This window comes from Pseudomonas sp. GW821-FHT07G10, assembly GCF_059418545.1.
Genome location: NZ_JBWKQB010000024.1, coordinates 79,275 through 98,643 on the forward strand (window position 1 = coordinate 79,275; position 19,369 = coordinate 98,643).

At 62.4% G+C, this 19,369-nt stretch carries 16 protein-coding genes and 2 pseudogenes; 15 read left to right on the forward strand and 3 right to left on the reverse strand.

Features of this window, described 5'->3' with window-relative positions; translation table 11 throughout:
- Together sorB and AC07O1_RS23155 are read left to right on the forward strand one after the other, a co-directional pair.
- The gene (sorB, locus tag AC07O1_RS23150) at positions 1-639 is read left to right on the forward strand and encodes a SorB family sulfite dehydrogenase c-type cytochrome subunit (protein ID WP_495090256.1); all 639 of its coding nucleotides are present in this window, start codon (positions 1-3) and stop codon (positions 637-639) included.
- Positions 640-715: 76 nt separating this feature from the next.
- Positions 716-847, forward strand: a pseudogene (locus AC07O1_RS23155) (AMP-binding enzyme); the annotation flags it as partial.
- 24 nt (positions 848-871) lie between these two features.
- Here the strand turns inward: AC07O1_RS23155 and AC07O1_RS23160 are convergent.
- Complete coding sequence (locus AC07O1_RS23160; RefSeq protein WP_495090257.1) at positions 872-1,585, reverse strand: cupin domain-containing protein; 714 nt, start codon at positions 1,583-1,585, stop codon at positions 872-874.
- 69 nt (positions 1,586-1,654) lie between these two features.
- Positions 1,655-2,512, reverse strand: a complete 858-nt coding sequence (locus tag AC07O1_RS23165) for a GNAT family N-acetyltransferase (RefSeq protein WP_495090258.1) — start codon at positions 2,510-2,512, stop codon at positions 1,655-1,657.
- 240 nt (positions 2,513-2,752) lie between these two features.
- On the opposite strand from AC07O1_RS23165, the gene AC07O1_RS23170 reads away from it, so the two are divergent.
- From AC07O1_RS23170 to AC07O1_RS23230, 13 genes are all read left to right on the forward strand, one after another.
- Positions 2,753-4,225 (forward strand): aldehyde dehydrogenase family protein, encoded by a 1,473-nt coding sequence (locus tag AC07O1_RS23170; RefSeq protein WP_495090259.1) that lies wholly within the window; start codon positions 2,753-2,755, stop codon positions 4,223-4,225.
- A gap of 536 nt (positions 4,226-4,761) precedes the next feature.
- A complete protein-coding gene (locus AC07O1_RS23175; protein ID WP_494993002.1) occupies positions 4,762-5,430 on the forward strand; it encodes a haloacid dehalogenase type II in 669 nt (222 codons plus the stop codon).
- A 56-nt stretch (positions 5,431-5,486) separates the two neighbouring features.
- Positions 5,487-6,761 carry an NAD(P)/FAD-dependent oxidoreductase gene (locus AC07O1_RS23180; RefSeq protein ID WP_495090260.1) on the forward strand — a complete coding sequence of 425 codons (1,275 nt, stop codon included), beginning with the start codon at positions 5,487-5,489 and terminating at the stop codon, positions 6,759-6,761.
- 94 nt (positions 6,762-6,855) lie between these two features.
- Positions 6,856-8,493, forward strand: coding sequence for an ABC transporter substrate-binding protein (locus AC07O1_RS23185; protein WP_495090261.1), 1,638 nt, complete (start codon positions 6,856-6,858; stop codon positions 8,491-8,493).
- Positions 8,494-8,526: 33 nt separating this feature from the next.
- The gene (locus tag AC07O1_RS23190; protein ID WP_494992999.1) at positions 8,527-9,483 is read left to right on the forward strand and encodes an ABC transporter permease; all 957 of its coding nucleotides are present in this window, start codon (positions 8,527-8,529) and stop codon (positions 9,481-9,483) included.
- Positions 9,480-10,355: an ABC transporter permease gene (locus tag AC07O1_RS23195; protein WP_495012428.1), complete on the forward strand. Its 876-nt coding sequence runs from the start codon at positions 9,480-9,482 to the stop codon at positions 10,353-10,355. Before AC07O1_RS23190 ends, AC07O1_RS23195 begins: the two co-directional genes overlap by 4 nt.
- A 1-nt stretch (position 10,356) precedes the next feature.
- Positions 10,357-12,198, forward strand: a complete 1,842-nt coding sequence (locus AC07O1_RS23200) for an ABC transporter ATP-binding protein (protein ID WP_495090262.1) — start codon at positions 10,357-10,359, stop codon at positions 12,196-12,198.
- Complete coding sequence (locus AC07O1_RS23205; RefSeq protein WP_494992996.1) at positions 12,195-12,503, forward strand: (2Fe-2S)-binding protein; 309 nt, start codon at positions 12,195-12,197, stop codon at positions 12,501-12,503. Before AC07O1_RS23200 ends, AC07O1_RS23205 begins: the two co-directional genes overlap by 4 nt.
- Entirely contained in the window at positions 12,485-13,876 is a 1,392-nt protein-coding gene (locus tag AC07O1_RS23210; protein WP_495090263.1) for an FAD/NAD(P)-dependent oxidoreductase, read from the forward strand. Before AC07O1_RS23205 ends, AC07O1_RS23210 begins: the two co-directional genes overlap by 19 nt.
- Positions 13,873-15,027, forward strand: coding sequence for an NAD(P)/FAD-dependent oxidoreductase (locus AC07O1_RS23215; RefSeq protein WP_495090264.1), 1,155 nt, complete (start codon positions 13,873-13,875; stop codon positions 15,025-15,027). The genes AC07O1_RS23210 and AC07O1_RS23215 overlap by 4 nt, the downstream gene beginning before the upstream one ends.
- Entirely contained in the window at positions 15,024-16,181 is a 1,158-nt protein-coding gene (argE, locus tag AC07O1_RS23220; RefSeq protein WP_495090265.1) for an acetylornithine deacetylase, read from the forward strand. The genes AC07O1_RS23215 and argE overlap by 4 nt, the downstream gene beginning before the upstream one ends.
- A 250-nt stretch (positions 16,182-16,431) precedes the next feature.
- Positions 16,432-17,889, forward strand: coding sequence for an NAD-dependent succinate-semialdehyde dehydrogenase (locus AC07O1_RS23225; protein WP_495090266.1), 1,458 nt, complete (start codon positions 16,432-16,434; stop codon positions 17,887-17,889).
- A gap of 26 nt (positions 17,890-17,915) precedes the next feature.
- Positions 17,916-18,995 carry a tartrate dehydrogenase gene (locus tag AC07O1_RS23230; RefSeq protein ID WP_495090267.1) on the forward strand — a complete coding sequence of 360 codons (1,080 nt, stop codon included), beginning with the start codon at positions 17,916-17,918 and terminating at the stop codon, positions 18,993-18,995.
- 136 nt (positions 18,996-19,131) lie between these two features.
- Here AC07O1_RS23230 and AC07O1_RS23235 read toward each other — a convergent pair.
- Positions 19,132-19,275: pseudogene (locus AC07O1_RS23235) on the reverse strand (glyoxylate/hydroxypyruvate reductase A); the annotation flags it as partial.
- Positions 19,276-19,369: the final 94 nt, after the last annotated feature.

The following is a 19,369-nucleotide window of genomic DNA, read 5'->3' on the forward strand; positions in this document are numbered from 1 at the left end:
ATGAAACGCATGACCACCTTGCTGTGCGCGGCTCAGGTTTGTTTGGCTGCCATGGCTAGCGCAGCGCCACTATCGATCACGTTGCCGCCCGAAACGGCTGTGCTCAAGCCCAATGCGCTGCCTGGCTACCAGTTGGCCCAGCAGAAATGCTCCACCTGCCATTCTGCCGATTACATCAACTTCCAGCCTCCTGGCATGACCCTGGCGCAGTGGACTGGAGAAGCGAGCAAGATGCAGCACGTGTATGGTGCTCCGATCAGCGATCAGGATGTGAACATCATCGGCGCCTACCTTGCGGTGACCTACGGCAGTGCCCATGCCAGCGATGCCGATGTGCAGGCTGCCTCGAACCCATCGCCAGGCCAGACCCCGGCGGCGCCGGTAGCCAAAGTCGACGCCATGGCCTTGCTGCAGAGCAACTCCTGTCTGTCCTGCCACGCGATCGATCATAAGGTCGTAGGCCCGGCCTATCACGATGTGGCTGCCAGGTATGCCAATGACCCGCAGGCACTGGCCAAGGTAACGTCCAGCATTCAGCACGGCAGTGCCGGCAAATGGGGGGATATCGCGATGCCGCCTTTCGCGCAGTTAAGCCCGGACGACCTGCAAACCCTGGCGACTTTCGTACTGCACCAGTAAGCCCGGCCCCGGCTCGGCCAGATACTTGATGGTGTAATGCAGCCGAACTCAAAACGCTGTGGACGCCGAGTACTGTCTGGAACTGGAGAGCCTGATCAGCAAACACTCCGCGGTGATGTGGGTCGCGGTCGTGGGCATTGCCGATAAGCAATGGGGTGAACGCCCCATGGCCCTGGTGGTGTGCGAGTCGGGGGCATACCTTGACCGAGCACATTGGCTTCCCACACCGGGTTTATTTAACGGCATAAACCTTTCGTACATACCGAGTGCTTTTCCACGCGCACGGCGTACCTTGCGCTACGAACACGGTGTCACCGGTGTTGACCGTCAGGCTCGTTCCGTCGGGAGCCAGCAGGGTGACGCTGCCTTCGATCAGGTGCATCAGCTCATTGAGTTTGTGCGCTCGAGTATGGCGTTCGTAAGGTGTCGAGTCCCAGACACCCACTCGCAGGTCTGTTGTGTCGTCTTCGAAGGCATTGCGTGACCGGCACTGCGGAGCGGGCCCGATCAGTATGTGTGGTTCCGGTGCCGCCGAGGGAGACAGCATCGCCTGCGGGTCGAGCGCTGTCAGTCCTGGTGTCGGGGCAGCGGTGGGGCGGGTTACCGCGCAGAATGCCCACCGAGTATTGGTTTGCGCCTCGATCCGCAACGCGGTCCCGCGACCGATCACTGCGCTGGCTCCGATCCCCAGTTCCAGCGTCTGCCCCGGAGATTGCAGTACGACGTGGCCGGCGTGGACCACGATCACTTCGGTATGTGGAAAATCATCAATACTGAGCGCGCCGGACGCATGCACGGTCCCCGCAGATACCCCATCGGGTCCGGTGTAGGCGACCTGACGACTGTCCATAAACGGATCGATGGAGCTCAAAGGCGCTGCATTGAAGGAGGTAGAAACACTGCTGCCGTCGGCGCGGGCCAGCAGCATAAGGGTAGGTTGGGACATACGGGTGACGCTCCATGGAAACAGGGTGTAGAGGGTGTTGGGCGCAAGTGGCTGTATCGCGCACCGTTGTCAGCCAATGGCTTGGGTCACGAGTGCGAACTGCCGGACGCCGTTGAGCGCTTGCGGCGGTGTGCCCCGTGCCATTTGCGCCACGGTGTCGACCTGCTTGAGGCCAGCCAGCCCTAGCCACTCGTTCAAGCCACAGTCGGCCGGAATGTCGATGCGCACGAAGGCATCCGGCACTTGGGCCAGCAACTCCGCGATCAGGTGTTTGGCCTGTTCGAGGTTTTCTGCGACGACCGGGCCGATGCAGCGACCGCGGCCGAACGGACGCAGCAGGGCGAAGGCGCGCAATTGGCCGTCGCGCTCGATACCTACCGAGTGCTCGACGATATCGAACAGCTCCGTGAGCACGGTTTTCCGCTCCAGCCCGCTGCCGGCGTTGGCCAGGAAAATTTGCTGAGCCCGATCAGACTCACGTAGTGGGCGGCATTGCTCACCGTCTGCCAGCGGTTCGGGTGCGGGTGCTTGCGCCTGGCCTTGATGCTGCTGAACCCGGCCGAACTCGATAAAGCCCTGGCTGGCGTAAAGCGGCGCACCGGCAAGGGTGGCATTCAGCATCGGGGTACGTGATGTGCAGGCGTCAAGTGCCTGCTCCATCAGCTGGCGACCGATACCCTGGCCTTGATAGTCGTTGCTGACAATCACCAGGCCGATTGTGGCGAACTCACCCTGAGGGCAGGCGAAAGCCGTGCCGATCAGACGCTCGCCGTCCAGGACCACAAAGCCTTCGCTGACCCGCTGCAACATGGTCCAGTCTTCCAGGCGATGGGGCCACTTCAACTGCACGGACAAGGCATGGGCCGAGGGCAGGTCGGCGGCCGTCATCGGGCGATAGACATAAGCAGATTGTTGCGAGGCGGACATGGCAAGTCTCCGTTGGACAGTGTGCGCGATCAACCGCTTTGCGGCGCGATGGAGCCTGTATCCCATCTGTGTGAAGGCCTGACAAGGGGGGCTGGAACATTCGGCAGATTCCGCACGCCCAAGGCCCACAGACCACACTTACTACTTAATTGCACACTAAGGTCGGCAGCAAATGCTTGGGCTTTTTTTCTACGATGGAGGCCTGAGTTCACGACTCGCCGTCCCTTTTTGGAGTGCTCCATGGATAGCTTCGATCCTCGTCTCATCGCTGTGCGCAGCGCTCATTTCATCGCCGGAAAATACCGCGATGCTCAACCGGGCCTGGAGGTCGTGCGACCGTCGGACGGCCAGGTCTATGCCCAACTGCCGATCGCCGATGCCGACCTGGTGGATGAAGCCGTCAACAATGCCTGGCAGGCTTTCAACCGCAGCGATTGGGCAAGCCGCCCACCCCGGGAGCGGGCGCGGGTCATGCGCCGCTGGGCCGACCTGATCGAAGCCGATGCAGCCGTCCTGGCACCGCTCGAAGCGGTGGGCTCGACCCGTCCCCATAAAGACGTGATCGCCTGGGATATTCCCTATGTGGCGGAAGGCATTCGCTTCTTTGCCGAACTGGCGGACAAACACGGCGGCCATGTTGCAGCCACCCAGACGGATCGGCTGGGCATGCAGATCGCCGAACCTTACGGCGTCATCGCCGCCATCGCGCCGTGGAATTTCCCCCTGAGCATGGCCTCCTGGAAAGTTGCCCCGGCATTGGCGGCAGGTAATGCCGTGGTGCTCAAACCGTCGGAGTTGACGCCGTTCTCCAGTCTGCGCTTTGCCGAGCTGGCGTTGCAGGCGGGTATTCCGGCCGGGATCTTCAACGTGGTCCAGGGCGATGGTCGCGTCACCGGCGATGCCTTATGTCGCCACCCGCGTGTGGCCAAGGTGACCTTTACCGGGTCCACGGCGACCGGGTCGAGCATCATGTCCACCTGTGCACTGACAGGGCCGAAACCGGTGACACTGGAACTCGGCGGCAAGAGCCCGCAACTGGTCTTCGCCGATGTGCCGGATATCGCGAAAACCGCTCGCACCGTGGCGCTGGCCATTACCGGTAATGCCGGGCAGGTCTGCGTGTCCGGTTCGCGGCTGTTGATCCAGCGTTCGATCATGGAACCGTTTATCGCGCACTTGCAGGCGTATATCGAGGAGCTGCGTCCAGGTCCGACCTGGTCGAGCGAGAGCACGCTGTCACCGATCATTTCCCGTTTACAGGCCAGCCGCATCGACGGTATCGTCCAGCGCTCGCGTCAGGCCGGGGCCGAGGTACTGACCGGCGGCGGATTGTTCGAGGGCCTGGGCGGTGCTTATTACCAGCCAACCTTGCTGGCCGGTCTGGATAATGAGAACCCGGCGGTGTGCGAAGAAATCTTCGGCCCGGTACTGACGATCCAGGCGTTCGATGATGAAGAGCAGGCACTGAGCCTGGCCGCGCATGCCACCTACGGCCTGGCGGCGGGCGTGCACACCGCCGACATCAACCGCGCCCTGCGCCTGGTTCGGCGCCTGGAGGCGGGGACGGTGTGGGTCAATCGTTACGGGCGCAGCAATGACTACATCCTGCCGACCGGCGGCTACAAACGCTCCGGCATCGGCAAGGACCTGGGGCGAGAAGCGTTCGAAGCCAATTTGCGATTCAAGAGTGTGCTGATCGATATCGCTGGCTAACCCGCCGATCAATTAACAAACGACGTAATCCGTAGCAGCTGCCGAGCCTGCGAGGCTGCGTTCGGCTGCGAAGCAGTCGCAAAATCAGAACTCGCGGTACATCAGACAGATCCCGCACACCGGGTTTACGACTGCTGTGCAGCCGAACGCAGCCTCGCAGGCTCGGCAGCTGCTACAGGGATCGTAGGCAGGTTTCAAACCGCACCCAAACGGGCGCTTCCTCAGGGAAGCGCCCGTTTTCGTTCGGCCCGGCGCAGGTTCTGCGGTGAATCCGTGCGTGCTTGAGCCTTGCGGCGCTATAAAGGTCCATAAGAGCGCACAAATACGGGGTTTGCCCAAGGCTGGAGCGAGCCGCAAAGTCTGCTGAGGGGGGGCGGTAAAACGGTGGTTTGTATCAAGCAGAGGTCGCTTTTAACGCCATCTGCTGATTTCACGGTGTTGTAATGACGGTGTGCTGCAACGTTGCATCACGGCTCCCGGAACGGAGCGAATGCTTGTCACGCCATGACCTCAACGAACTTTCAGGACCGCACTCAATGAGCTTTCTTCGCCCCAAATTCATTACGTTCGACTGCTACGGTACGCTGACCAATTTCCACATGGGAACGATGACTCGCGAACTGTTCGCCGATCGAGTCGTGCCCGAGCAGATGGATCAGTTCGTCAAGGACTTCTCCGCCTATCGCCTGGACCAGGTCATGGGTGACTGGATGCCGTATGACGAGATTCTCAAGACCGCCCTGGCGCGGACCTGCAAGCGTTGGGGGATCGAATACCGTGACGAAGGTCAGCTGTATTACGACGCCGTGCCAACCTGGGGCCCGCACCCTGACGTACCGGCCGGCCTGTCGAAAATCGCCGACAAGATCCCTCTGGTGATTTTCTCCAACGCCAGCAACAGCCAGATCATGTCCAACGTCGACAAGCTCGGCGCGCCGTTCCACAAGGTCTTCACCGCCGAACAGGCTCAGGCCTACAAGCCGCGTCTGGCGGCATTCGAGTACATGCTCGATAACCTCAACTGCGGTCCGGAAGACATCTTGCATGTGTCTTCCAGCTTCCGTTACGACCTGATGCCGGCCCACGACATGAAGATCAAGAACAAGGCCTTCGTCGCCCGTGGCCACGAAGTCCCGGCCAATGCGTTCTATGGCTATCAGCAGATCACCGACATCGGCGGGCTGGCCGCGCTGGTCGGTCTCTGAGTCGTAAGGGTAACGGCACTGTTCAAGGCACTCTTTTTGGCATAGGCGGTTTAGACATGCGCAGCGAATCCTACTGGCTCGACACCGCTCCGGCATTCACCGGTGCCCAGCTCGGTGCACTTCCCGGGCAGGTCGACGTGGCCATTGTCGGTGGCGGTTTCACCGGTCTGGCGGCGGCTCGGGCGCTGGCCTTGAAGGGCGCCAGTGTGGTGGTGCTGGAAGCCGGCCGGGTGATTGGCGAGGCGTCAGGGCGCAACGGCGGCCAGTGCAATACCGGCGTTGCTCAGGACTATGCCGGCTTGAGCGCCAGCCTTGGCGCCGACAAGGCGCGGGCCTATTACCAGGCTTATGAAAGCGCTGTGCTGAGCGTCGTTTCGCTGGTGGAGCAGGAGCAGATCGCCTGCGACCTCAAGCGCAACGGCAAGCTCAAGCTGGCAGCCAAGCCGCTGCATTACGAAGGGCTGGCGCGAACCTGCGAACTGATTCGCCGGGAGGTCGATGCCGATGTCGAGTTGCTGTCTGCCGAACAAACCCGAGCCGAGGTCAACTCGGCCCAGTTCCACGGCGGCCTGTTGCAGCGCAATGGCGTGCAGATGCATGTCGGGCGCTTCGGTGTCGGTTTGGCGCAAGCCGCCGCACGCCACGGCGCACTGATCTATCAAGGCACGCCGGTGACGGACTGGAAAGCCAATGCCAACGGCTATCAGGTCAACACCACCAAGGGTTCGCTGCAAGCCGGGCAGGTTCTGCTGGCCACCGGCGCCTGTCAGCACGGTGGATTGAGCTGGTATCGGCGGCGGATCGTTCCGGTCGGCAGCTTTGTCATTGCCACCGAGGTTTTGCCCAAGGCCTTGATCGACCAACTGCTGCCGACCCGGCGCGCCTACGTCACCAGCCGCATGATCGGGAATTACTTTCGCCTGACGCCCGACAACCGTCTGCTGTTCGGCGGCCGGGCACGTTTCGCCATGTCCAACAGCGTTTCCGACGCCAAGAGCGGCAAGGTACTGCACGCCGCGATGGTGCAGATGTTCCCGCAGTTGGCCGACGTGAAGATCGACTATTGCTGGGGCGGTCTGGTGGACATGACCTCCGACCGGCTGCCGCGTGCCGGCCAGCATGGCGGGGTTTATCACTCCATGGGCTACAGCGGCCATGGGGTACAGATGTCGGTGCACATGGGCCAGGTCATGGCCGAGGTCATGGACGGCAAGGTCGAGGCCAACCCCTGGCGCGAACTGGACTGGCCGGCGATTCCCGGGCATTTCGGCAAGCCCTGGTTCCTGCCGCTGGTGGGCGCTTATTACCGGTTCCAGGACTATTTGCACTGAGTTGATGTTGTGGTGTCACCGTCGTTTGCGTTTCCAGGACGTTCCGGTCAACCGGAACACTCGAGCCTTCTCTTTATCGACAGGTACAACTGATATGACTGACAACAAGACCGACCCAAAACTGATCTCGGGCCAAGAGAGTCTGCGGGTATTCGAAGGGCTCAATCGCGGCATGTCGCGCCGCAGTGCCTTGCAAATGCTGGGGGTGGCCGGGGTTGCCGCAGCGGGCGCCGGTAGCCTGTTCGGTGCCGCCGGCAAGCTGTTTGCCGACGAAGCCGCAAGCCCTGGCAAAGGCAAGCCGGGCGGGCGGATTCGCGTCGCCGGCATGTCCAGCTCCACCGCCGATACGCTGGATCCGGCCAAAGGGGCGCTGTCCACCGACTACGTGCGCCACTTCATGTTCTACAACGGCCTGACCCGTTTCGACAGCCATCTGGTGCCGCAGCTGGAACTGGCCGAGCGCATCGATAACACCGATGCCACGCTGTGGACCATCACCCTGCGCAAGGACGTAACGTTCCACAACGGCAAAACCCTGAGCGCCGCCGACGTGGTGTTCTCATTGTCGCGACACAAGGATCCGCTGACCGGTTCCAAGGTCATGCCGCTGATGGAGCAGTTCGTCGAGATCAAGGCCACTGGCGCCAACGAGGTACAGATCCGCCTGAGCGCACCGAACGCCGAACTGCCGTCGATCCTGGCGGTGTCGCACCTGCTGATCGTTCCCGAAGGCACCACCGACTTCAACCAGGGCATCGGCACCGGGCCGTTCAAGGTCAAGGAGTTCAAACCGGGCGTGCGCTCGATTGCTGCGCGCAATACCGGCTACTGGAAACCGGGCCTGCCTTATCTGGACGAGATCGAGTTCATTGCCATTGCCGACGAGCCATCGCGGGTCAACGCGCTGCTGTCGGGCGACGTGCACATGATCAACGAGGTCAACCCGCGTTCGACCACGCGAATCAAGGCCAGCGCCGGTCACCGGGTCGTCGATGCGCCGTCGGGCAACTACACCGACTTGATCATCCGTCAGGATCAGATGCCCGGCAAAAGCCCGGAATTCACCCAGGCCCTCAAGCATCTGATGGACCGTGAGCAGATCAAGTCCGCGGTATTCCGTGGGTTTGCGGTGGTCGGCAATGACCATCCGATCGCTCCCGGTTCGCGCTACTACAACGCCGACCTGCCGCAGACGGTCTATGACCCCGAGAAGGCGCGTTTCCTGCTGAAAAAAGCCGGGATGGACAATGTCAGCATGGCGCTGGCCGCTTCGCCAGCCGCCACCGGCTCGGTGGACATCGCGGTGCTGTTGCAGCAGTCGGCGAAACAGGCCGGGCTCAAGCTCGATGTCAACCGCCTGCCCAGCGATGGTTACTGGTCCAACCACTGGATGAAGCATCCGTTGAGCTTCGGCAACATCAACCCGCGACCTAACGCCGACGTGATGTTCTCGCAGTTCTTCCAGTCGAGCGCGCCGTGGAACGAATCGGGCTGGAAGAACGAGCAGTTCGACCAGTTGCTGATGCTCGCCCGGGGCGAAACCGACGACGCCAAGCGCAGCAAGATGTACGCGGACATGCAGACCCTGGCGCATGAACACTGCGGCATTGGCATTCCGGTGTTCATCAGCAACATCGATGGCGTCGACCAGCGCATCAAAGGCTATGGCAGCAACCCGCTGGGCGGTTTCATGGGTTACATGTTCGCCGAGCAGGTCTGGCTGGACGCTTGATGGGCTGGTGCAGGTTCTTGCGGGAGTAGTGCTATGAATTGCAACACACTGTGGCTGATCGGTCGGCGCCTGGGCGCTGCGATCGTGACCTTGTTGATCGTGTCGATGGTGGTGTTCGCCATCACGGCGGTGCTGCCGGGAGACGCGGCGCAACAGGCCCTTGGGCAGTTTGCGACGCCGGAACAAGTGGCGGCGCTACGCCTGAAACTGGGGCTGGATCAGTCCGGTGTGGTGCGTTACCTGCATTGGCTGATGAACCTGCTCAGCGGCGACATGGGCCTGTCCGTCTCCAATGCCATGCCGGTCGGCGAATTGATGGCCGGGCGGGTTCCCAACACCTTGATGCTGGCGGCCGCCACGGCGCTGGTGTCAGTGCCGGTGGCCTTGATTCTGGGTATTGGTTCGGCCATGGGCCGGGGCGGGCGCATCGACAGCTTCCTCAGTCTTGTCACCCTGGCAATGGTTGCAGTACCGGAGTTTCTGGTAGCGACCCTGGCGGTGCTGATTTTTGCGGTGAACCTGGGCTGGCTGTCGGCGTTGTCCTATGCCAGCGACATCACCTCACCGCTGCAATTCCTGCGCACTTACGCCTTGCCGGTGATGACGCTGTGCTGCGTGATCGTCGCGCAAATGGCGCGCATGACCCGGGCGGCGGTGATCGATCAACTCGATAGCCCTTATGTGGAAATGGCCCGGCTCAAAGGCGTGAGCCCGGTGCGGATCGTCTTGCGTCATGCCTTACCCAATGCCATCGGACCGATTGCCAATGCCATCGCCTTGAGTCTGTCCTATCTGCTGGGCGGGGTGGTGATCGTCGAGACGATCTTCAACTATCCCGGCATCGCCAGCCTGATGGTCGATGCGGTGACCAACCGTGACATGGCGCTGGTCCAGGCCTGCACCATGCTGTTTTGTACGGCGTACCTGGGATTGGTGCTGATTGCCGACCTGTGCGCGATTCTTTCCAATCCAAGGCTGAGAAACCAATGAACAAGCTCATTGTGAAATCGATGCCTGCGACTCCCGACCTGTCGGTTGGCAAGGTGCCTCATGGACCGTCCTGGCTGGGTCTGGTCGGGGCTGCGATGTGTTTTATCTGGTTGCTGGTGGCGGTCTTCGGCCCGTGGCTGGCGCCGCATCCGGTAGGCGAAGTGGTCTCTGACAATGTCTTCGACAGCCTGAGTGCTGCGTACCCGTTCGGCACCGATTACCTGGGCCGCGACATGCTCAGCCGGATCCTCGTTGGTGCACGTTTCACTGTCGGCCTGGCGTTGGTTGCCGCGGTGCTCGCCAGTGGTCTGGGCACCAGTTGCGCACTGCTGTCGGTAGTCTCGCCCAAGTGGCTGGATGAGGTGATCAGTCGCTTGATGGACGCCTTCATTTCAATCCCGAGCAAGATGCTGGCGCTGATCATGGTCTCGGCCTTCGGCTCCTCGGTGACGTTGCTGATCTGCACGGCGGTGCTGAGTTTCACCCCCGGTGCGTTCCGCATCGCCCGCAGCATGGCGGTGAACATCGAAGCGCTGGAGTACGTACAAGTGGCCCGAACCCGTGGCGAACGCCGGCTGTATATCGCGTGTGTGGAAATCCTGCCAAACATGCTCAACCCGGTGCTGACCGACCTGGGGCTGCGCTTCGGTTTCATCGTGTTGTTGCTCAGCGGCATGAGTTTCCTCGGTCTGGGTGTGCAGCCGCCGGATGCCGACCTCGGTTCACTGGTGCGCGAGAACATCGGCGGCCTCAATCAGGGCGCGCCAGCCATCGTGATTCCGGCCCTGGCCATTGGCACCCTGACCATCGGTGTGAATTTGTTCATCGACAGACTGTCGTCCCGACGTAGTCGACGTGCGGGAGGTCATTGAGATGAGTGAATTGATTCGAGTCCAGGACCTGCGCGTGGTCGCCTGTGGTTTACGCGGCGAGGTGGAAATCGTCAAGGGCGTGAGCTTCTCCCTGGAAAAAGGTGAAGTACTGGCGCTGATCGGTGAGTCCGGTTCCGGCAAGACCACCATCGCCCTGGCGCTGCTCGGTTACGCCCGGCGCGGTTGTCGGTTGGCTGGCGGCGTGGTGCAAGTCGGCGAGCACGACATGCTGGCGTTGAGCGAAAACCAGTTGCAAGGCCTGCGCGGCAACCGTGTGTCTTATATCGCCCAAAGCGCCGCTGCGGCATTCAATCCGGCGAAAAAGCTGATCGACCAGGTGGTGGAGGGCGCATTGATTCATGGCCTGGGCAGCCGGGCCGTGCTCGAAGCCAAGGCCATCGAGCTGTTCCGCGACCTGGCCCTGCCGGACCCCGATCACATTGGCCAGCGCTATCCCCATCAGGTCTCCGGCGGGCAACTGCAGCGGGTGATGGCGGCCATGGCGCTGATCAGCGATCCGTTGTTGGTGGTGCTCGACGAACCGACCACCGCCCTCGACGTGACCACTCAAATCGACGTGCTGCGCGCGTTCAAGCGGGTAGTGCGCGAGCGTGGCGCGACGGCGGTCTACGTATCCCACGACCTGGCCGTGGTGGCGCAGATGGCCGATCAGATTGTGGTACTCAATGGTGGCCAGATCTTCGAACAGAGCGCCACCGCGCCTTTGCTCAAAGGCCCCACCCATGAATACACCCGCAGCCTGTTGGCGGCGGCACGGCCGGATACAACGATTCGCCCGCCCTGCGGTGTCGCCGAAGACGAACCGCTGCTGACCATCAAAGGACTGACCGCCGGCTATGGCAACAAGAACCTGCAAGGCATGCCGTCGATCCGCGTCCTGGAAGACATCGACCTGACGGTGCGCAGGGGCCAGGCCATCGGCGTGATTGGTGAGTCGGGCTCTGGCAAGTCGACCCTGGCGCGGGTGGTGGCCGGGTTGCTGACACCGGCCTTGGGTGGCCTGACCTTCGATGGTCAGCCGTTGGGTGGCAGCCTGTCGTCGCGCACCGACGAGCAGTTCCGACGCATTCAAATGGTCTTCCAGAATGCCGACACCGCGCTCAACCCCATGCACAGCGTCAGCACCATTCTGAGCCGGCCGTTGAAGATGTATTTCCGCCTCAAGGGCGCCGCGTTGCGCCAGCGTATCGATGAGCTGCTGGACCTGGTGCGCTTGCCACGCAGCCTGGCCGAGCGTCGCCCGAATGAACTCTCCGGCGGGCAAAAGCAACGGGTCAACCTGGCCCGGGCCCTGGCCGCCAAACCGGACCTGATTCTGTGCGACGAAGTGACCTCGGCGCTGGATACCGTGGTCGGCGCGGCGATTCTCGAACTGTTGCGCGACTTGCGCCAGGAACTGGGGGTGTCCTATCTGTTCATCAGCCATGACATCTCAACCGTGCGGGCGCTGTGCGATGACATCGTGGTGATGTACAGCGGCCACAAGGTCCAGGCCGGCAGTCGGCAGTCGTTCGCCCAGGCACCGTTCCATCCCTACACCGACCTGTTGATCCACTCGGTGCCGGAGCTGCGCCAGGGTTGGCTGGAGAATTGTGGCACCACCTGCGGCACGCTGCCGCCGATCGGTGCGAAGGCCAACGTGCCGCAGCTGTGCACCTTTCTCAATCGCTGCCCGGTGCGCGTCGATGGCGTGTGCAATCGCACCGCGCCGAACCGTCGGACGATTGTTGGCGGCAGTGAAATCCTTTGCCATCACGACAGTGCCGAGTTGCTGAAGACTCAGCAGGATTTAAACACCATGACCCTGGGAGCCTATGCATGAAGGGGCGTTTTGTGAGGCTGGCCGAGCAGGGCCGACTGACCGTCAATTTGAAGGTGGACGGCGTACCCATCGAGGCGTTGCAGGGCGATACCCTGATGGTCGCGTTGCTGACCCAGGGCTCGGCCTTGCGCCAATCGGAGTTCGATTCGGGCCGACGCGCCGGTTTTTGTCTGATGGGCGCCTGTCAGGATTGCTGGGTCTGGACCCGCAACGGTGAACGTCTGCGCGCCTGTTCCAACGAAGTCCGTGAAGGGCTGGATATCGTCACTACACAACCGGAGGCGATATGGCCACTGCACGGCTGAGCACCCATCGAGTCGTTATCGTTGGCGCCGGGCCGGCCGGCATTCGCTGCGCCGAAACCTTGCTGGCGGCGGGCTGCAAGCCGATTCTGATCGATGAAAATCGCCGGGATGGCGGGCAGATCTACCGTCGCCAACCGGAAGGTTTTACCCGCGATTACGTCACGCTTTACGGCACCGAGGCCGCCAAGGCCCGGGACCTGCACCTGAGCTTCGACCGCCTGCGCGGGTTGATCGACTATCGCCCGGACACCCTGGTGTGGAACCTCACGCCGGGGCAACTGTGCTGTGTCACCCAGGGCAAGCACTCGACCGTCGACTACGACGCGCTGATCCTCTGCACCGGCGCCACCGACCGCTTGATGCCGATTGAAGGCTGGCAGTTGGCGGGCACCTACAGCCTCGGCGGGGCGCAGATCGCGCTCAAGTCCCAGGCGGTGTCCATTGGTCATAGCGTGGTGTTCATGGGCAGCGGGCCGTTGCTGTATCTGGTCGCCAGTCAATACCTCAAGGCCGGTGCCAACGTGGCGGCGGTGCTCGACACTTCGCCGCTGAGCAAGCGCATCGGCGCGTTACCGAAATTGCTGGCGCGCCCCGGTTTACTGTTCACCGGCATGAAACTGTTGGCGCAACTGTATCGGGCCAGGATTGCTGTGCACTTGGGGATCAAACCGCTGCAAGTGATGGGTGACGCTGCGAGCGGCGTCAGTGGTGTGCGGGTGCTGACCGCCGCAGGCGAGACATTGGCGGTGGATTGCGATGCCGTGGCCCTGGGTTATCACCTGCGCCCGGAAACTCAACTGGCAGATCTGGCCGGTTGCCGTCTGCGTTTCGATGAGGCGTCCAGCCAATGGTTGCTGGCCACCGATGAAGAAGGCCGGACCACGGTCAGTGGTGTGTATGCCGCTGGTGACGGCTCGAAGATTCGCGGAGCCGATGCGGCCGAACACGCCGGGCGCCTGGTGGCGATGGCGCTGCTGGAAGATCTGCAGCAACCGGTGGACGCCGGGCTGCGGGCCGAACAGCGGCGTGCCCTGGCGGTGATGGACGAATTTCGTCTCGGTCTGGCCCAGGCATTTCCCTGGCCGGCGGCCCAGGCCAAGGCACTGCCGGACGAAGCCATCGTCTGTCGCTGTGAAATGATCAGCGCCGGTGAACTGCGTCGCACGGTCAGCGAAAAGGGCGCCTGCGAAGTCAATCGGGCCAAGGCGTTCAGCCGGGTCGGCATGGGCCGGTGCCAGGGCCGTTATTGCTCCCAGGCCGGAGCCGAGGTGATTGCCGCCGCGGCCGGCGTCAATGTGCAACAGGTCGGCCGCCAGCGTGGTCAGGCGCCGGTCAAACCGCTTTCGATGCTCACCGAGGAGGTGTCGCCATGACGGTACAGAAAGCCGATGTGGTGATTGTCGGCGGCGGCCTGATGGGCTCGGCGGCGGCGTTTTTCCTGCGCCGACGCGGGCAGTCGGTGATCCTGCTGGAGCGCGACCAGATCGGTCAGTACGCCAGCGGCGTGAACTTCGGCAACGTCCGGCGCCAGGGGCGTTTCCTTGGGCAGCTGGAATTGGCCAACCGTTCCTGGGCGCTGTGGAAGCGCTTGCCGGAGCTGATCGACGACGACCTCGAGTTCATCGCCAGCGGGCACATGCGGGTGTGTTACCGCGAAGACGAAATCGCCGAGCTTGAAGCCTATGCCGCAGCTCCCGAGGCGGCGCAGCTGGACCTGAAAATCTATCGAGGTGCAGAGCTGCACCAGCGTTTCCCGTTCCTCGGACCGGATGTGAAGGGCGGCTCCTACGCACCCCACGACGGGCACGCCAATCCGCGTCTGGCGGCACCGGCGTTTGCCCGGGCGGCACGACGCCTCGGCGCGCGGATCGAAGAACAGACGGAAGTTGCCGAGGTGCAGAAGGTGGGCGGTGAGTTCAACATCACCACCACCGATGGTCGCCAGTTCAACGCCGAACGCTTGCTGATTACCGCCGGTGCCTGGGGGCAGAAGCTTTCGGCACAGTTCGGCGAGCCGGTGCCACTGGATACCCATGGCCCGCAAATGGCCGTCACCGAGCCGGTGCCGTATGCCTTGCCGACGGTGATCGGCGTGTACACCAGGATCCCCGAAGAAGTGATTTATTTCCGCCAGATTCCTCGCGGCAACATCGTCATCGGCGGTGGCTACCGCAGCAAACCGGACATGCTCACCCGCAGGGCTCAGGTCGAGCCGCGCAGCATTCTCAACCAGATCCAGCAGATGCGCCGCCTGCTGCCGGGTGTCGGCAACCTGAACATCATCCGGGTCTGGAGCGGCATCGAAGGTTACCTGCCCGATTCCCTGCCGGTGATGGGCCCCAGCGGCACCGTCGACGGGTTGTTCTACGCGTTCGGTTTCTGCGGTCACGGGTTTCAGCTCGGCCCGGGCGTCGGCGATGTGATGGCCGAACTGATCAGCACCGGCAGCACCAGCACTTCGATTGAGCCGTTCTCTATCCGCCGGTTCGCCCCTTCAGCCGAGCAACGGAGCAAGGCCTCATGAAACCCCGTGTACTGGATATTCTCAAACGCTTGATGGCCTTCGATACCGTCTCCTCGGAGTCAAACCTGGCCTTGATCGAGTACGTGCGCGAACTGCTGCTGAGCAAGGGCATCGAGTCGCTGATCGTCAAGGACGAAAGCGGCCGCAAGGCCAACCTGTTCGCCAGTACCGGGCCTGGCGAGTTGCCTGGCATCTTGCTGTCCGGGCACACCGATGTGGTCCCGGCGGCGGGCCAGGCCTGGACCTTCCCGGCGTTTCAGGCGACGGTGCAGGACGGGAGGATTTACGGCCGCGGCAGCTGCGATATGAAGGGCTTCATTGCCCTGGCCATCGACGCCATGCTCGATGCGGCGGACAGCCCGTTGAGCCGACCGCTGCAGCTGGCGCTGTCCCATGACGAGGAGACCGGTTGCGTTGGCGTGCGGCGTTTGCTGGACGTGTTGCACCTGGCACCGGTGCGACCGTTTTTGTGCCTGATCGGTGAACCGACCAATATGCAATTTGTGCTGGGACACAAGGGCAAGGGCTCCTACCGCACGTACTGCCGGGGCCAGGAAGCCCATTCCTCGCTGGCACCGCGATCAGTCAATGCGATTCACGTGGCTTGCGATTTCATCGCGGCACTGCGTCAAAGCCAGCAGCAGTTGCAAGAGCAGGGCGCCCAGGATACGGACTACGACGTGCCTTACAGTACCGTGCATGTCGGGCAGATCGTCGGTGGCAAGGCCCTGAACATCGTGCCGAACCTGTGCACCCTGGATTTCGAAGTGCGCAACTTGCCGGCGGACGATCTGGATCAGTTCCTGGAGCAGATGCAAGAGCGTGCCGAAGTGATCGTGCGCGAGGCTCAACGGCTGTCCAGCGTCGCGGCCATCGAGATCGAAACCCTGAATGTCTATCCCGGCCTGGAGACACACCCGAGCGTTGAAGCGGTGCGTTTTCTGAAGCACTTTGCCGCGCCGGATACCAGCATCGCCAAAGTGTCTTTTGGCACCGAGGGCGGGTTGTTCAAACAGCGTCTGGATGTGCCGGTGGTGGTCTGCGGGCCAGGCTCCATCGAACAGGCGCACAAGCCGGACGAGTTCATCGAGATCAGCCAGATGGAGGCCGGGGAGCGCTTTCTTGAAGGGTTGCTCGGTTCCCTGAAGCAGTGATGATCGTTCCCACGCTCTGCGTGGGAATGCCTCAATGGACGCTCTGCGTCCGCTCTTGGGACGCGGAGCGTCCCGGGCTGCATTCCCACGCAGAGCGTGGGAACGATCAGTAACGGACCATAAAACACCTCGGTAGAGCCTGCCGTCCCACCGCGATTTTCAGCATCCGACGCTGCCGTTGCGACGCTTTCAGCATCCTCGTTCGTGGCACCTCCCTAGACTGGCAAGTGTCTCGGATCAGGACTCGACCATGCTCAAGAATCGTTTGAAAGACCCAAGCCTGCTGGTAGAACGTGCCTACATCGACGGTCAGTGGATCGGCGCCGACAACGCCGCGACCCTGGACGTCATCGACCCGGCCAACGGCCAATGCCTGGCCCGGGTGCCGGCCATGCAAGGCGCGGAAACCCGCCGCGCCATCGAAGCGGCAGAGCGGGCGTGGCCGGCGTGGCGTGCACGTCCGGCGGCGGAACGTGCGGCGCTGCTGGAGCGCTGGTATCAGGCAATGATCGACAACCTCGACGATCTGGCGCTGATCATGACCTGCGAGCAGGGCAAACCGTTGAATGAAGCCAAAGGCGAAATTCGCTACGGCGCCGGTTTCGTCAAATGGTTCGCCGAGGAGGCTCGTCGGGTTTACGGCGAAACCATGCCGGCCCCCAGCGGCGACCGCCGACTGCTGACCCTCAAGCAACCGGTCGGGGTCTGCGCCGCCATCACCCCGTGGAACTTCCCCAACGCGATGATCACTCGCAAGTGCGCGCCAGCCTTGGCGGCCGGCTGTCCGATCATCGTCAAACCCTCGGACCTGACACCGCTGTCGGCGCTGGCCCTGGCGGTACTGGCCGAGCGTGTCGGCATCCCGGCCGGGGTGTTCAACGTGCTGACCGGGATGCCCACCGGCATCGGCGAAGAGCTGACCGGCAACCCGACGGTGCGCAAGATTTCCTTCACCGGCTCCACCGCCGTGGGCCGCTTGCTGATGCGCCAGAGTGCCGAACACATCAAGCGCTTGAGCCTGGAACTGGGCGGCAATGCGCCGTTCATTGTGTTCGACGACGCCGACCTGGAACAGGCGGTGGCCGGCATCATGCTCAGCAAGTTTCGCAACGCCGGCCAGACCTGCGTCTGCGCCAACCGCATTTTGGTGCAGGACGGCATCTACGAACGCTTCGCCCAGCGGCTGGTGGAGGAGGTGGGCAAGCTCAAGGTTGGCAACGGCCTCGACGCCGACGTCACTATTGGCCCGCTGATCAATCCGGCGGCGGTGAGCAAAGTCGCCCGGCATATCGACGATGCCCTGAGCCAAGGCGCGCGTTTGCTCTGCGGCGGTGTTCCCGAGGGCGACAGCCAGTTTGTCCAGCCAACGGTACTCGGCGATACCCACGCCGGCATGCTGCTGGCCAATGAAGAAACCTTTGGCCCGGTGGCGCCGCTGATGCGCTTTACCCATGAGGCCGAAGCACTCGCATTGGCCAATGCCACGCCCTATGGTCTGGGCGCCTACTATTTCACCCAGGACTTGCGCCGCTCCTGGCGTTTCGGCGAAGCGCTGGAGTTCGGCATGGTCGGCCTCAACACCGGAATCATTTCCATGGAAGTCGCGCCGTTCGGCGGAATCAAACAGTCGGGGCTGGGCCGCGAAGGCAGCAAGTACGGTCTGGATGAATACCTTGAAGTCAAAGCCTTCCACATCGGTGGGCTGTAATTCACAGACACGGGGAGGCATGATTGATGAGCAAGACATTCAGAATCGCTGCGATTGCCGGCGATGGCATCGGCAAGGAAGTCCTGCCCGAAGGGCTGCGAGTCCTGGAGCAGGCCGCGAAGAAATGGCAGCTGGATTTGAGCATCGAGGTGCTCGATTGGGCCCATTGCGATTACTACCTGGAGCACGGGCAGATGATGCCCGACGACTGGTTCGAACAGCTCAAGGGCTTTGACGCGATCTACTTCGGCGCCGTGGGCTGGCCGGACAAGGTGCCGGACCACATTTCCCTGTGGGGTTCGCTGCTCAAGTTCCGTCGGGACTTCGACCAGTACGTGAACATCCGCCCCGTGCGGCTGTTTCCCGGCGTGCCGTGCCCATTGGCCGGGCGCAAGCCGGGGGACATCGATTTCGTGGTGATTCGCGAGAACACCGAGGGCGAGTATTCCTCGGTCGGCGGCAAGATGTTCGAAGGCACCGAACATGAGTTCGTCTTGCAAGAGTCGGTGTTTACCCGGCGCGGCGTGGACCGGATTCTCAAGTTCGCCTTCGAGCTGGCCCGCACCCGACCACGCAAACGCCTGACGGCGGCGACCAAGTCCAACGGCATTTCCATCAGCATGCCGTACTGGGACGAGCGCACGGCGTTGATGGCCGGGCAGTACCCGGACATCACCTGGGACAAGCAGCACATCGACATTCTGTGCGCGCGTTTCGTGCTGCAACCGGACCGCTTTGATGTGGTGGTGGCGTCGAACCTGTTCGGCGACATCCTCTCCGACCTCGGGCCGGCCTGCGCCGGAACCATCGGCATCGCGCCTTCGGCCAACCTCGATCCGGAGCGGCGTTTTCCATCGCTGTTCGAGCCGGTGCATGGCTCGGCACCGGATATCTACGGGCAGAACATCGCCAACCCGATTGCGATGATCTGGTCCGGGGCGTTGATGCTGGATTTCCTCGGCAACGGTGACGAGCGTTATCGCGCCGCGCATGACGGGATTCTGCAGGCGATCGAGCGGGTGATTGCCGACGGGCCGATTACCCCGGATTTGGGCGGGAAGGGCTCGACTCAGGAGGTGGGCAGAGCGATTGCCGAGGGACTTTGAGTTTGTTAATCGTTCCCACGCTCTGCGTGGGAATGCCTCATCGGACGCTCCGCGTTCGGCTCTTGGGACGCAGAGCGTCCCGGGCTGCATTCCCACGCGGGAGCGTGGGAACGATCAACGATCAATTGGGGTGTATTCAGTAACCTTGTTTTCGATCGATCTGGCTCACCATCGACTCGCCCCGTTGATGTCGACGAATGTTCTCCAGCAACACCCCAAACGCACTTTCCGGTTGACTCATCGCCGCGATATGCGGGGTCAGCAGAGTCTGCGGATGATTGATCGTTCCCACGCTCTGTGGACTGACCCCAAAAAGTTGGACGATTGTAGGTCTATGCCTGAGCGGACTGAGTTCTGTATTCAACAGGGCTCAG